Below are 13,634 nucleotides of genomic sequence, written 5' to 3'. Positions count from 1 at the left end.
CTTGCGGCTCCGGCCGCTCCTGACCAAGAATGTCGTCTCATCACGCATCGGACCGCCCTCGCGCGGCTCCGATGCTGGCGGATGGATGGGAAGGATCTTGGGCATGGCCGTCGACAAGCTGTTCATCAATGCGCGGCTCGACCGCGGCGCGCGCCATACGATCACGGTCGACGGCGGCCGCATCAGCGGCCTTCTCGCCGAGACCGAGCGCCCCGAGGCGCGCGAGGTGGTCGATCTCGGCGGCGCGCTGGTCGTGCCCGGCTTCGTCGAGGGCCACATCCATCTCGACACCAGCTTCTATGGCGATGCGTGGAAGCCGCACAAACCCTGCACCAACGGCTTCGACGTGCATGAGCGCGTCACCTTCCAGGCCCAGAACATGGCCGCGGCCGCGCCGATGGACGTGCGCGCCCGCAACCAGCTCGATCTCTGCATCGGCCACGGCACCACGCGGATGCGCAGCCACGTCATGGTCGACGGCTCCGTCGGCCTCACATCGCTGGAAACGATCCTGCGCGTACGCGACGAGTATCGCGAGCTGATCGAGATCCAGCTCGTCGCCTTTCCGCAGAGCGGCATCCTCAAGAGCCCGGGCACGCCCGAGCTGCTCGACGAGGCCATCAGGCTCGGTGCCAACCTCGTCGGCGGGCTCGATCCCGCGAGCTTCGACCGCGACGTCGAGAAGCATCTCGACGTCGTGTTCGGCACAGCCCAGAAACACGGCGTCGACGTCGATATCCATCTGCACGATCCGGGCATGCTCGGGCTGTTCGAGCTGGAGCAGATCGCGGCGCGCACGCGCGCCCTCGGCATGCAGGGCCACGTCGCGGTCAGCCACGCCTATGCGCTCGGCGACCTGCCCGCCGACCCGCTGAAGAAGATTGCCGACGTCCTGGCGGCGTCTGGCGTCGCCATCATGACCAATGCGCCGGGCGCGCGGCCCTTCCCGCCGGTGGCGCTGCTGCGCGCGGCCGGCGTCACCGTGTTCAGCGGCAACGACAACATCCGCGACTCCTGGTGGCCCTATGGCGACGGCGATCTGTTGAACCGCGCCATGATGGTCGGCTACCGCTCCGGGTTCTATGTCGATGACGAGTTGCGGATGGCCTTCGACCTCGTCACCGAGGCCGGCGCCAAGGTCTTGAGGCTTGCCGATTACGGCCTGCGCGCCGGCGCGCGGGCCGACTTTGTCACCCTCGATGCCGAGCACGTTCCGCAGGCCGTCGTCGCCTTGCCAAAGGGCCGCTCGGTCTACAAGGACGGCCGCCTCGTGGCGCGCGACGGCCGTGTGATCAGGCAACCGATCTAGGCCGGCGTCATTGGGCTGGCTCGACCGGTGCCTGCCGGCGCGGCGGCTCGGCGCGCGACACGGTGGCGGCCTCGATCCAGCGCGTCACCGCCGACAACTGCCCGCCGGACTCGCGATAGGCCTGCAGCTGATAGTCGGCCGAGCTGCCGAACTGCATGATGATGCGGCAGTGCTCGACCTCGGCGAGACATCCCAGCGCCTCCGCATGCGGCGCGACGTCCGCGATCATGCGGTTCAGGATCTCCTGGCCCGTCACCGGACCGTCCTCGGTCACGAACAGACAGTCGGTGCCATAGCGCTGCGCCCGCCACTTGTTTTCGACCGCGATCGCACGCTCGACGTTGCCGACGGCCTCGGCAAGATCGGGGTTCAGGTACAGATGGCGCGCCAAGGCGCGATAGAGCGAGGCAATTGCCACGGCGTCGTCGACCGAGGTGCAGACGTCGGGGGCACGCAGCTCCAGCGTCGGATGCCGCAGCGACGGGCGCATCGCCCACCAGACATGGCTCTCGTCCGGCATCACGCCGGACTTCGTCAGCGCCGCCACATAGCGATCATATTGCTGCTTCGAGGTGAACAGCTCGGGCAGACCGCTGCGCGGCAGCTCGTCGTAGGCGGCGAGCCGATAGCCCTTCAAGCCCGTCTCGCGCGAATTCCAGAACGGCGAGGACGCCGAGAGCGCGATGAACACCGGGATGTAGGGGAGCATCGCCCGCATCACCGCGAAGCGCAGGTCCGGGTCCGGCAACTGCACATGCACATGCATGCCGCACAGCATGTTGCGCTGGCCGACGATGCGCAGGTCTTCCAGCATCTCCGCGTAGCGCGGCTTGGGGCTCGGCAGTGAGCTGCGCCACGTCGCGGTCGGATGCGTGGAGCAGGCCAGGATGGTCAGGCCATACTGGCTCGCCACGCTGGCAACCTCGCGCCGCAGGAATTTCAGCTCCTCGCGCGCATCGCCGACGTCGACATGGACGTTGGTGGCGACCTCGAGCTGGGCCTGCAGCATCTCGCGCATCGCCTGTCCGCCGGTCGACCAGTTGGCGGCCTCGAACAGGTCGTCCGGCGTCCGGATCGCGACATCGCGCGTCTGCGCGTCGACGAGAAAGTATTCCTCCTCGATGCCGAACGAATATTCCGTGACCTCCTCGCTGCCGGTGGCTGAGCGGATCACCAGACGCCGCTCGTCATCGCTCAGGCCGAGCCGCAGCTTCTCCAGGATGCGTGGATCCAATCCCATGTGATCAATCCTCTCCGACGTCAAATGCCGTGAGTCTGCAGCCATGCCTCCAGCAGGGCCGCCTGCCACAACCGCGAATGTCCCTTCGGGCTCATCTCGGCCTCGGGGTGCTGCAACATGTGGTCGATGAAATCGCGTCGGTAGAGACCGCGTGCACGCGCCTTCTCGTCATTGAGCAGGTCGCGGACGTAGTCGAGAAACGGGCCGCGCAGATAGCGCAGCGAAGGCACCGGAAAGTATCCCTTGGGGCGGTCGATCACCTCCGCCGGCACGCAACGGCGCGCCGCCTCCTTGAGAATATGCTTGCCGCCGTTCTTCACCTTCAGCTCGGCGGGCATGCGCGCGGCCAGCTCGACGACCTCGTGATCCAGGAACGGCACCCGCGCTTCCAGCCCGAACGCCATCGTCATGTTGTCCACCCGCTTCACGGGGTCGTCGACCAGCATGATCTCGGTGTCGATCTGCAGAACCTTGTCGATCGCGGAGGCGCCCGCGTGGTCGGCGAAGAAGCGCTCCACGAAGGCTAGGCTGACGTCGTCGCCAAGCATCTCCGGTGCCAGCAGCCGCTGCAGGTCGGAATGCGTCCAGTCGAAATAGGCGTTCTGATATTGCTGAACGGGATCATTGGCCGAGAGGAAGCCCGGATACCAGCTGTAGCCGCCGAATATTTCGTCGGCTCCCTGTCCGCTCTGCACCACCTTGACGCGCTTGGCGACCTCAGATGACAGCAGATAGAACGCGACGGCGTCATGGCTGACCATCGGCTCCGACATTGCAGCAATGGCGCCGGGGAGCGCCTGCAGCGCGCGGTCGCCGCCGATCCTGATCTGCTCGTGATTGGTCCCGAACGTCCGCGCGATGATATCCGAGTAACGAAACTCGTCGCCGGAATGCGCGCCCACCGCATCGAACCCGATCGAAAAGGTGCGGATGTCGTCGTGTCCGAGCTTCGACAGCAGCGCGACCAGCAGCGACGAATCGAGGCCGCCGGACAGCAGCACGCCCACCGGCACGTCGGCCACGCGCCGGCGGTCGACCGCTGTCGTCATCGCCTCGAGCAGCGCCTCCGACCACTCCTCCTGGCTCATGGCGCGATCGGTCGGACGCTGCTCGCCGACCGAGAACCTCCAGTAGCGCTCGCGATGCTGCGTGCCGTCGGGCTCGATCGTGAGCAGAGTGGCAGGCTCGAGCTTCTTCAGGCCGCGCAATATCGTGCGCGGCGCCGGAACGGCGGCGTGGAAGCTGAAGAAGTGATGCAAGGCGATCGGATCGAGCGCCGTATCGACCTCGCCGCCCGCCAGCAGCGCCGGCAATGACGACGCAAAGCGAAAGCCGTGAGGACCATCGGTGTAGTAGAGCGGCTTGATGCCGAGACGGTCGCGCGCCAGCAGAACGCGCCCGCTGTCGCGTTCCCACAGCGCAAAGGCGAACATCCCCTTGAAGCGCTGCACGCAGGATTTGCCCCAGGCATGGTAGGCCTTGAGGATGACCTCGGTGTCGCCGTCGGAAAAGAAGCGATAGCCCTTCGCCTTCAGCTCGTCGCGAAGTTCACGGAAATTGTAGATGCAGCCGTTGAATGCCAGGCCGAGACCTAGCGCTGCGTCGATCATCGGCTGCTGTGCCGCAGCCGAGAGATCGAGAATGCTCAGGCGGCGATGGCCGAGCGCAAGCCCGCCCTGCACGTAGAGGCCGGCCGCATCAGGACCACGCGCCTGCATCGCATCGTTGATGCGGCCGAGCGTGGACAATGAGGGCCTTCCGGAAAAGCTGATTTCGCCACAAATGCCGCACATCGCGGGATCTTTCAGTTCCTGCTGTTCTAAGTACCTCCGACAACCCGTTGTGATCGCTTGCGTTCCGCGGCAAAATCAGCAGTCCCTGCGGCGAATAGCGGAACAATTTCGGCGGGCTTTGCCGCGCGCGCGACCAGCAGGTGGTCCGGCGGCACCTCGATCCAGTCAGACTCCTTGTCATACGGCTCGGAGACCGCGATCACCTGATTGCCGTCTTCGCGGAAATACAGCGAATTGGCGCGGTCATTCTCGGCGAAGCGAAACGCATAGAGATCGTGGCCGTTGGACAGCGCCGAGGTGAAGCGCAGATGCTCACGCAGACCATCCTCATTGACGAGCTCACAGAGTGATCGCAGCACCTTGCGCGTCGCGCCGATCGGGTCCGGATCAATGCCGGCACCGACAATGGCGAGGAACACGGCTTCGGAGTCGGTCGTGCCGAGCCGTGACGGATACAGCGCGTCCGGGATCAGAGCCTCGACCTTGCGCCGCAGCCTGTTCCAGCTGCCGACGAAGCCGTTGTGCATGAACAGCCAGCGGCCGCAGGCGAAGGGATGGCAGTTCTGGCGAGTGACCGCCGTGCCGGTCGCGGCGCGGACATGAGCGAAGAACAGATGCGAGCGCAGATGCCGGCTGAGATAGCGGAGATTCTCATCCGACCAGGCCGGCCGCGTCTCGCGATAAAGCCCCGGCTCTGGATGATCGCCGTACCAACCGAGACCGAAGCCGTCACCATTGGTGCCCGCGGTCGATTCCAGCGCGCGGATGCTCTGCGTCACCAGGGAATGTTCCGGCTCGGTCACATAATGCTCGAAGGCGGTCGTTTCTCCGCGATAGGCGATCCAACGGCACATCCTTGCCCTCCGGTTCAATGAATGAGCTCGAGGCACGCAAAAACGTGTCACGTTCTTTTCGGATCATACGGAAACGCCTTCGGAGCAGAGCTGGTTCCGCGCTGCGAGTCGCGCGCTGTGAGTCAGGCCGTAGGACTGGGATCCCTTGCCGCACGTCTCTCACCGTTGAAGCGACATCGTCGCAGTGATTGCTCAAGCCTCGCCGCGCTCGCGTACCAGCCTCAACCACGCCGCAGCCGCAGGCGACAGATAGGCGCCGCGGCGCCAGGCCATCGCCAATGTCCATTCGGTGCCGGGCTCATCAAGCAGGACGAGACTGATCGGCACCTGCGTGCGCTGGGTCGCGATCATGCGCGGCAGGAAGGCGACGCCGAGACCGGCGCCGGCGAGCTCGGCGATGAAATCGATCTGGGTGCTGCGCGCCGCCACGACAGGTTCGAAGCCGTTGCGGCGGCACGCCTCGCGAAGAATGCGATTGAGCGCGAAGCCGGCCTCGAACAGCACGAACGGCGTCTCGCGCAGCTCTGCAAGGGTGATCGTCTCGCGGCGGGCCAGCGGATGATCGACCGCGACGAGCGCCATCAGCGGCTCGCGGCGCACGATCTGCGCGGCAAACTCGTCGGCGATCGGCGGCAGCAGGCCGGCGAAATCGATGTCGCCTGCAGCCAGCAATTCGCTGAGCCGGTCGCTGCCGTGCTCGACCAGCCGGATCTCGATCTCCGGATAGAGCTGGCGGTAGAGCGCGAACAACGGCGCGAACAGCGTGCTCGATCCGATCGGCGGCAGGCCGAGACGCAGCACGCCGCGCTTCAAGCCGCGCAGCTCGGCGAGCTCCGCCTGCAGATCATCGCGCTCCGCCAGCAGACGAATGGCACGGCGATAGACGATCTCGCCGGCGGCGGTCATGCGGCTCTTGTGGCCGAGCCGGTCCAAGAGCGGCAATCCCAGCTCGTCCTCGAGCTGCTTGACGGCCTTGCTCACGGTCGACTGGGTCGCGAACACCACCTTGGCGGCCTGGGAGAAGCCGCCTTGGCGGACGACCTCGACGAAGGTCCTGAGGGTACGAAGTTCCATAATCAGGCCCAATATTCCATATTCGACTTATTATCATTCATTCAATTCGCTTTCTACATGCTGCGATGCGGCATACATTGCAAGCGCAATCACTTTTCGGACGCCACCGCATGATGCATCGCAGCATTTCCATTGGGGTTCATCGCCTGATCCGCCGCAACCGGCTGGCGCAGATCGGTCTGCTCGGCCTGTTCTGGGCCGTCGGCGAGGCGCTGGTCCGGACGACCGGCCTGCCATTGCCCGGCGGCATCATCGGCATGGCGCTGGCGCTCGTCCTGATCCTGGCCGGCGGACTGAAGGTCGCGAGCATCAAGCGCGGCGCGAACTGGATGCTGGCGGAGATGCTGCTGTTCTTCGTGCCGGCGGTGCTGGCGCTGCTCGACCATCGTGAGCTGTTTGGCCTGCTCGGCCTGAAGATCTTTGCCTTGATCGTCGTCAGCACCACCGCCGTGATGTGCGTGACCGCGCTCACAATCGACCTCTGCTACCGTTGGACCGAGCGTCATGACCCTCGCCGCGCTGTGGCGTGAGCCGCTGATCCAGGCGGCGGTCTGGTCGCTCGCGACGATCCTGCTCTATCTGCTCGCCAAGCGCGTGCACCGGCGCTGGCCGCGCTGGTGGCTGATGCCGCTCGCGGTGGCGCCGGCCCTGCTGATGATCGCGGCGCTCGCGCTCAACGTCTCCTACCGCGATTACATCCGCGGCACGCATTGGCTGGTGGCGCTGCTCGGGCCGGCCACCGTCGCCTTCGCCGTGCCGATCTACGAGCAGCGGGCTCTGATCCGCCGCCGCTGGCCGCTGCTGCTGGCCGGCATGGTCGCAGGCAGCCTCACCGCGGTGGCGACCAGCTGGGCGCTGGCCTATGTGCTCGGCATCGACGGCGAGTTGCGCCTCAGCCTGCTGCCGCGCTCGATCAGCACGCCGTTCGCGATGGAAGTCTCCGGCGAGATCGGCGGCATCCCCGATCTCACCGCCGTGTTCGTCGTGCTCACCGGCATCATCGGCGCGGCCGTCGGCGACGTCGTGCTCGCACGGCTGCCGCTGCGCTCGACGCTGGCCAAGGGCGCCCTGTTCGGGGTCGGCGCGCATGGCGCGGGCACCGCACGCGCCCACCAGATCGGCCGCGAGGAAGGCGCGGTCGCCGGCCTCGTGATGGTGCTGGTCGGGCTGATGAACGTGACGCTGGCGCCGCTCATCATTCAGTTCATGCGGTAGAGCGCTCAGCCCCGCCCGAGCGAGACGATCCAGTTGCTGATCTCGGCCTGCCGCACCCGGTCATTCGCGACGTCCTGATCGAGCCCGAGCCGCCACAGAATGTCGCGCCGGGCGCGGTCATGATGCAGGGTCGCGAGATCGGCGGCGTAGCGCTCGAGCTCCGCCGGATCGGCGAAGAACCCCTCCTCGACCAGCGGCCGGCCGATGCGGCGGATCACCCAGGCGATGTCCTGCAGGCTGAATTCGGGATGATACTGCACGCCCCAGAACCGGCCGCGGCCGCTGCGGATCTCCGCGGCCTGCACCTCGCTCATTGCATTGCGCGCGGTGACCGTCGCATCCGGCGGCAGCCTGGTGACGATGTCGCTGTGGATCGCCGGTGCATCGAACACGGCGCCCCGCGCCGCATGCATCGGATGATCGCGGCCCGCCTCCGTCAGCGCGATCTTGCGCGCGAAGCCGACCTCGCGGCCGGCCGGATTGAGCGAAACCTCGCCGCCGGCCGCAACGCTGGCGAGCTGAAGTCCCCAGCATGAGCCGAACATCGGCACGCCCCGCGCGAAGACCGTGCGCACCAGCTCGATCTGGCGCAGCGATTCCGGCTCGCGCTGATAGATGTTGAGCGCCGATCCCGTGATGACGATGCCCTGATAGGCCTCGATCGGCTGCGGCAGGCGCGCATCGGCATCGGCGGGCGTGGCGATGTCGATCGCCGCCTCTGGCGCGAGCGCGCGCAGCACGTCGGCGTAGCTCTCCGACGGCGTGGCACCTGCGATCTCGGCCCAGCGGCGCCTTCCGTCCAGCGAATTGCCTTCGAGCACGAGCAGTCTCAGCACGTCGTCAATCCTCCGCCCGGCCCATCATGGCTCCAACACGCCGCGCAGGAATCGCGCGCTCCGCTCGTGCACCTCCGGCCGGTTCAGGATCGTATGGACGTCGGCATCGATCACCATCACCTCCGCCTTGGCATCGTCCTTGAGCGCGGCGGCGCAGGAGCCGGTGACGGCGCGGTCCTTGTTCCAGGGATTGGCGGCCGTGAAATACGGATCGCGCGCGGAAATCGCGTTCAGCACCGGCTCGTTCGGACCGATGCCGAGCCGGGGCGCGCTGACGAAGTAGTTGTCCTCGCACGACCACGAATAGATCAGCCGCGCCGCCACGTCCTTGCCGGCGTAGCGGCCGACCGCCACCGCACCCTCGCTGGTGCCCGCCAGCACGATCCGCAGCCGGTCGACCCAGCTCCAGTCGCGCGACGCCTTCAGCGCGTTCTCGAGCTCGGCCAGCCGCAGGGCGTGGACACGCTCATAGGTCGCGACGTCGACCGGCGAGGTGTAGGTCAGCCGGTCGGGAATCGCGAGGCTGTCGGGCGCCACCGACGCCACGCCGAGCTCGTCGGCGAGCCAGGCCTGGAACTCCTTCACGGCCGGCGCCACGCCGCTTGACCCGTGCATCACGATCGCGAGCGGCGCGATCCCGATCACGTCGGGCGCGTCCTCCGCACGGCCCTCCCAGCGCCGTCCGCCGGCGAGCGTCGCCGGCAACACCAGGTTGGCCCCGCTCCACGTCAGCGCCAGATTGGCGGGCGACGGCTCCAGCACCGTGCCTTTGGTCTCGCCGGGCTTGTCGGCCGCGAGGGCGGCGGTCGCGCAGAAAAAGGCGACGGCGATCGGCACGACACGCGCCACGAACATGATCGATCCGTCCTCCTGCGAGGCGAGCCCAGCGAGCCTGGCGCGCACCGTCCGTTTCAATCACGGCATCGGGCTGCAGACAAGCAAGGGGCGACGGACGGAGCATGCAGGGCACCCATGCGGTGATGCGATCAGCGCGCCCGCAGCCGCCGGCGCTGGGCGCGCGGCGATTCCATCGACCGGACGTGATGGCGCGGCGTGGCCGCAGCGCAGAAGACCGCGTTGGGCGCGCCGGCCGGCGCGGCGGCGGCCTCGCGCGCTCCTCCGCAGCCGCTGACGGCGCGAAGCCGTGGCACGACCGGCGACGTGTCCCGCAAGGCCTCCTGCCGTACGCTCACATCGTTCCGGATCTCCACGGGAGAGAGAGCCAGCAGCGTCGCCCGCAAGCCGCGAAGGATGGCGGCCATTGCGCGCGACGGCTGCGCCCAGCGAAACGGCCGGGCCGAACGCTTGGCGCGGCCGCGCTTGGCTCGCCCGGCTCCACTGCCGCGACGGCCGCGCTGATTGGATACTGATCCTTCGTCATCGACCTGCAACATCAGCCGGAACGGCTGTTCCGAGGGGCCGGCCGCGATCAACAACTTGCGCATGCGTCTCACCTTGATCTCGTGACGGCCAAGCGAGCGGCCGCGTTGGTCGAGACCATCGCGCAAGCGCGGTGACCGCAAGCTGTTGCCTGATGTCAGCGACATGTCAGCTCCGCGGCGTCGCTCACAGTCGCTCTCCCAGCCGCGCCATCACCAGATCGAGCACGTCGGCGTCATCGAACGCCGCCGCGGTCAGCGCCGCGCCCGCCGCGATCAGCTCGTCATGAGCGAGATTGGTGCGCATGCCGACGGTGGCGATGCCAGCCGCCGTCGCCGCCGCGATGCCGGCGCGGGAATCCTCGAAGGCGACCGACCATTCCGGCACGGCGTCGATCGCGCGCAGGCCTTCCAGATAGGGCAGCGGGTGCGGCTTGCCGTGCGGCAGTTCGTCGCCGATGATCACGACGCGAAACCGGTCCATCAGCCCGAGCCCGTGCAGGATCAGCTCGGCATTGGCGCGCGGCGCGTTGGTGACGGCCGCCACCGGAATCGCCGCCGCCGCGGCCCGATCGAGCAACGCCATCAGGCCCGGCAGCGGCTGCACCGCGCCGGCGGCGAGGCTGCGAAACACCTCCTCCTTCTGCGCCATGACCGCCGCGCGCCGCTCGGGCGGCTCATCGGGCAGAAATTGGGCGGAGATCGACAAATTGGATCGGCCGAGCAGTTCGCGTGCCGCCCGCGCGCGGTCGAACACATGGCCATACGGCCCGAACACCGCGTTGAAGGCCTGCAGGTGCAGCGCGTCGGTATCGGCGAGCGTGCCGTCGATGTCGAACAGCAAAGCCCGCCGCTTATTGATAACGCCTCGCATCAGCAAATTGACCTCAACTCATCCGGATGTTGACGCGATCTGATCCAACTCTCGACCAGACCGGCTGTCGTTATTCCTCAAACGGCGTGAAACCGCGACGGGGGAAATTGCGATGATCGGCCAGTTGAGCGCATTGCCTGTTTTGACATCGTCGAGGCTCGGAGCGGCCGCCGCGCTGGTCTCGATCATCTGTGTTGCCGCGCCCGGCGCCGCGCAGGCCGGATCCGCCGACATGGTCAACGGCCAATACTGCAACGATCTCTGCAAGGCCTATATGGCCTGGTCCGACCGCATGCTGGCCGTCACCCAGCCCGCGTCCTATTCGCGGCCGCAGGTGCGGGTCGCGGTGCCGCAGAGCATGACGCCGAAAAAGATGGACAAGGCCGAGAAGCCGGACCGGATGGCGCAGCATGGGCCGAAGCCGCATCGGCCGGCGAACCTGAACTCCTTCGCCCAGCTGCCCGCCGGCAGCCACGCCGCGCAATCCGCGATGGAGCCGCCGCCGGGCGACCTCGCCGCGTCCGACGAGCCCCCGCCGGCGACTGGTCGGCCGTTCGCCGCCGACCCGCTGCCCCATTCCGCCATCGCCGACATGCGGCGCGCGACCGACGCTGCCGGCCTGCGGCTGGTATCGATGACCGAGCCCGGCACCGGGCCGGTCACGGTCGGCGAGGCCGGCGGCAGCCCGCGCTCGAAGATGCCCTCGATCTGGATCATGCTCGCCGCAGCCGCGCTGCTGGCCTATTTCGGCCATGGCTGGCTCAAGCGCCGCAACGGCGCGTCGCATCACCTCAACTGAGACGGCTGGTCGGCCGCGCAAAGCCGCGGGAACCATTCCGGACAATTTGACCACCGGCCCTCGTCTGCGACCGGGGCTTTGGTTGAACTCGCAGCGCCGCGGCTCTATGCGTGGGCGATGAACATCGCCCTCACCGCCCCCCCGTTGAGTTCCTGGCCGCGCCACCGCGCCGACCTCAAGCCTGCGCCGTTCCTGCCGATGAGCCGCAAGGAGATGGACGCGCTCGGCTGGGACGTCTGCGACATCGTGCTGGTGACCGGCGACGCCTATGTCGACCATCCCTCGTTCGGCATGGCAATCATCGGCCGGCTGCTCGAGGCCCAGGGGTTTCGCGTCGGCATCATCTCCCAGCCCGACTGGCATTCGGCCGAGCCGTTCAAGGCGCTGGGACGCCCGCGCGTGTTCTTCGGCGTCACCGGCGGCAACATGGACTCCATGGTCAACCGCTACACCGCCGACCGCCGCATCCGCAGCGACGACGCCTACACGCCGAACGGCGAAGGCGGCAGGCGGCCGGACCGCTGCACGCTGGTCTATGCGCAGCGCTGCCGCGAGGCGTTCAAGGACGTGCCGGTCGTGCTCGGCGGCATCGAGGCCTCGCTGCGCCGCATCGCGCATTACGACTACTGGTCCGACAAGGTGCGCCGCTCGGTGCTGGCCGACGCCAAGGCCGACATCCTGATCTACGGCAATGCCGAGCGCGCCGTGATCGAGGTCGCGCACCGCATCGCCAGCGGCGAAGCGCCGAAGGACATCCAGTCGGTGCGCGGCACCGCGCTGTTCCGGAAAGTGCCCGAGACCTACATCGAGCTGCACGCCGACGATCTCGACTCCGCCGATGAAGGCGCGGCGCGCGAGAAGGGCTGTGTCGTGGTCCGGCTGCCGTCCTGCGAGCAGGTCGAGGCCGACAAGGAGGCCTATGCGCGCGCCTCGCGCGTGCTGCACCGGGAAAGCAATCCGGGCAATGCACGTCCCCTGGTGCAGCGTCATGGCGACCGCGACCTCTGGCTCAACCCGCCGCCGATCCCGCTGACCATGGCGGAGATGGATAGCGTCTACGATCTGCCCTACGCCCGCGCGCCGCATCCGTCCTATGGCGACGCCAAGATCCCGGCCTGGGACATGATCAAGTTCTCGGTGACGATCATGCGCGGCTGCTTCGGCGGCTGCACCTTCTGCTCGATCACCGAGCATGAGGGCCGCATCATCCAGAGCCGCTCGGAAGGCTCGATCCTGCAGGAGATCGAGCGCATCCGGGACAAGACGCCGGGCTTCACCGGCGTGATCTCCGACATCGGCGGCCCGACCGCCAACATGTACCGGATGGCTTGCAAGGACCCCAAGGTCGAGGCCGCGTGCCGCCGGCCGTCCTGCGTCTTCCCGGAGATCTGCCCGAACCTCAACACCTCGCATGACGATCTCATCCGGCTCTATCGCAAGGTGCGCGAGGTCAAGGGCGTCAAGCGCGTGATGGTCGCCTCCGGCGTGCGCTACGACCTCGCGGTCGAGAGCCCGGCCTACATCAAGGAGCTCGTGACGCATCATGTCGGAGGCTACCTGAAGATCGCGCCGGAACATACCGAGCGCGGTCCGCTCGACAAGATGATGAAGCCGGGCATCGGCACCTATCACCGCTTCAAGCAGATGTTCGATGCCGCCGCGGCGCAGGCGGGCAAGAAGTACTATCTGATCCCGTATTTCATCGCCGCCCATCCCGGCACGTCCGACGAGGACATGATGAACCTCGCGCTGTGGCTGAAGAAGAACCGCTACCGCGCCGATCAGGTCCAGACCTTCCTGCCGTCGCCGATGGCCACGGCCACCGCGATGTACCACACCGGCGTCAACCCGCTGCGCGGCGTCCGCCATGGCGGCAGCGACAAGGTCGAGGCGATCAAGGGCCTGAAGCAGCGCCGCCTGCACAAGGCGTTCCTGCGCTATCACGACCCGGACAACTGGCCGGTGCTGCGGGACGCGCTGCGCGCCATGGGCCGCGCCGATTTGATCGGCTCGCGCCCGGATCAGCTGGTGCCCGCACATCAGCCGCCGGGGACGGGAAAGGCTGCCGTCACGCGGCGGCCGGTACGGCCCGAGCCGCGCCCGCAGCGGTTCACGACCAAGGGCGTGAAGATCAGGAAGTAGTTGTCGAGCGCGCGCCAAGCTTGATGGCATGGGCACGCACCCGCCTCGTTCTCCGCTGTCGTCCCGGGCTTGACCCGGGACCCATAACCACAGGAAGACGTGTTGGGCACATCCTGAAG

At 67.4% G+C, this 13,634-nt stretch carries 13 protein-coding genes; 5 read left to right on the top strand and 8 right to left on the bottom strand.

Annotation, left to right across the window (positions count from 1 at the left end; translation table 11 throughout):
• Positions 1–103: 103 nt before the first annotated feature.
• Positions 104–1,309, top strand: coding sequence for an amidohydrolase family protein (locus tag QX010_RS26455; RefSeq protein WP_316182812.1), 1,206 nt, complete (start codon positions 104–106; stop codon positions 1,307–1,309).
• A 7-nt stretch (positions 1,310–1,316) separates the two neighbouring features.
• Here QX010_RS26455 and QX010_RS26450 read toward each other — a convergent pair whose 3' ends face one another.
• From QX010_RS26450 to QX010_RS26435, 4 genes are all read right to left on the bottom strand, one after another.
• Entirely contained in the window at positions 1,317–2,549 is a 1,233-nt protein-coding gene (locus tag QX010_RS26450) for a carboxylate-amine ligase (RefSeq protein ID WP_316182811.1), read from the bottom strand.
• Between the two features lie 20 nt (positions 2,550–2,569).
• Positions 2,570–4,342, bottom strand: a complete 1,773-nt coding sequence (locus QX010_RS26445) for an N-acetylglutaminylglutamine amidotransferase (protein ID WP_316182810.1) — start codon at positions 4,340–4,342, stop codon at positions 2,570–2,572.
• 26 nt (positions 4,343–4,368) lie between these two features.
• A complete protein-coding gene (locus tag QX010_RS26440) occupies positions 4,369–5,196 on the bottom strand; it encodes a class II glutamine amidotransferase (RefSeq protein ID WP_316182809.1) in 828 nt (275 codons plus the stop codon).
• 192 nt (positions 5,197–5,388) lie between these two features.
• The gene (locus QX010_RS26435) at positions 5,389–6,270 is read right to left on the bottom strand and encodes a LysR family transcriptional regulator (protein WP_315805259.1); all 882 of its coding nucleotides are present in this window, start codon (positions 6,268–6,270) and stop codon (positions 5,389–5,391) included.
• A 110-nt stretch (positions 6,271–6,380) separates the two neighbouring features.
• Here QX010_RS26435 and QX010_RS26430 point away from each other — a divergent pair, with 110 nt between their 5' ends.
• Together QX010_RS26430 and QX010_RS26425 are read left to right on the top strand one after the other, a co-directional pair.
• Positions 6,381–6,800: a CidA/LrgA family protein gene (locus QX010_RS26430; RefSeq protein ID WP_315805260.1), complete on the top strand. Its 420-nt coding sequence runs from the start codon at positions 6,381–6,383 to the stop codon at positions 6,798–6,800.
• A complete protein-coding gene (locus QX010_RS26425) occupies positions 6,775–7,485 on the top strand; it encodes an LrgB family protein (protein ID WP_316182808.1) in 711 nt (236 codons plus the stop codon). The genes QX010_RS26430 and QX010_RS26425 overlap by 26 nt, the downstream gene beginning before the upstream one ends.
• A 5-nt stretch (positions 7,486–7,490) precedes the next feature.
• On the opposite strand, the gene QX010_RS26420 is transcribed toward QX010_RS26425, so the two are convergent.
• The 4 genes from QX010_RS26420 to QX010_RS26405 form a co-directional block, all read right to left on the bottom strand.
• On the bottom strand, positions 7,491–8,321 hold the full coding sequence (locus tag QX010_RS26420) for a type 1 glutamine amidotransferase (RefSeq protein WP_316182807.1): 831 nt from the start codon (positions 8,319–8,321) through the stop codon (positions 7,491–7,493).
• 24 nt (positions 8,322–8,345) lie between these two features.
• A complete protein-coding gene (locus tag QX010_RS26415; RefSeq protein WP_316182876.1) occupies positions 8,346–9,176 on the bottom strand; it encodes a hypothetical protein in 831 nt (276 codons plus the stop codon).
• Between the two features lie 131 nt (positions 9,177–9,307).
• Positions 9,308–9,766, bottom strand: a complete 459-nt coding sequence (locus QX010_RS26410) for a hypothetical protein (protein WP_316182806.1) — start codon at positions 9,764–9,766, stop codon at positions 9,308–9,310.
• A 121-nt stretch (positions 9,767–9,887) separates the two neighbouring features.
• On the bottom strand, positions 9,888–10,580 hold the full coding sequence (locus tag QX010_RS26405) for an HAD-IA family hydrolase (protein WP_316182805.1): 693 nt from the start codon (positions 10,578–10,580) through the stop codon (positions 9,888–9,890).
• Between the two features lie 106 nt (positions 10,581–10,686).
• On the opposite strand from QX010_RS26405, the gene QX010_RS26400 reads away from it, so the two are divergent.
• Positions 10,687–11,373 (top strand): hypothetical protein, encoded by a 687-nt coding sequence (locus QX010_RS26400; RefSeq protein WP_316182804.1) that lies wholly within the window; start codon positions 10,687–10,689, stop codon positions 11,371–11,373.
• Between the two features lie 117 nt (positions 11,374–11,490).
• Complete coding sequence (locus tag QX010_RS26395; protein WP_316182803.1) at positions 11,491–13,515, top strand: YgiQ family radical SAM protein; 2,025 nt, start codon at positions 11,491–11,493, stop codon at positions 13,513–13,515.
• The last annotated feature ends 119 nt before the right edge of the window (positions 13,516–13,634 follow it).

It is taken from the genome of Bradyrhizobium sp. SZCCHNRI1009, assembly GCF_032487575.1.
In the GTDB taxonomy this organism is placed as follows: domain Bacteria; phylum Pseudomonadota; class Alphaproteobacteria; order Rhizobiales; family Xanthobacteraceae; genus Bradyrhizobium.
Note: the sequence above shows the minus strand (reverse complement) of the source record. Positions and strands in the feature narration are given on the sequence as shown.

Bases quoted from the DNA above. Each gene is read 5' to 3' on its own strand.
- QX010_RS26435 (WP_315805259.1), bottom strand. From the start codon at position 6,270: ATGGAACTTCGTACCCTCAGGACCTTCGTCGAGGTCGTCCGCCAAGGC.
- QX010_RS26450 (WP_316182811.1), bottom strand. From the start codon at position 2,549: ATGGGATTGGATCCACGCATCCTGGAGAAGCTGCGGCTCGGCCTGAGC.
- QX010_RS26445 (WP_316182810.1), bottom strand. From the start codon at position 4,342: ATGTGCGGCATTTGTGGCGAAATCAGCTTTTCCGGAAGGCCCTCATTG.
- QX010_RS26415 (WP_316182876.1), bottom strand. From the start codon at position 9,176: ATGTTCGTGGCGCGTGTCGTGCCGATCGCCGTCGCCTTTTTCTGCGCG.
- QX010_RS26410 (WP_316182806.1), bottom strand. From the start codon at position 9,766: ATGCGCAAGTTGTTGATCGCGGCCGGCCCCTCGGAACAGCCGTTCCGG.
- QX010_RS26440 (WP_316182809.1), bottom strand. From the start codon at position 5,196: ATGTGCCGTTGGATCGCCTATCGCGGAGAAACGACCGCCTTCGAGCAT.
- QX010_RS26425 (WP_316182808.1), top strand. From the start codon at position 6,775: ATGACCCTCGCCGCGCTGTGGCGTGAGCCGCTGATCCAGGCGGCGGTC.
- QX010_RS26455 (WP_316182812.1), top strand. From the start codon at position 104: ATGGCCGTCGACAAGCTGTTCATCAATGCGCGGCTCGACCGCGGCGCG.
- QX010_RS26395 (WP_316182803.1), top strand. From the start codon at position 11,491: ATGAACATCGCCCTCACCGCCCCCCCGTTGAGTTCCTGGCCGCGCCAC.
- QX010_RS26400 (WP_316182804.1), top strand. From the start codon at position 10,687: ATGATCGGCCAGTTGAGCGCATTGCCTGTTTTGACATCGTCGAGGCTC.
- QX010_RS26430 (WP_315805260.1), top strand. From the start codon at position 6,381: ATGATGCATCGCAGCATTTCCATTGGGGTTCATCGCCTGATCCGCCGC.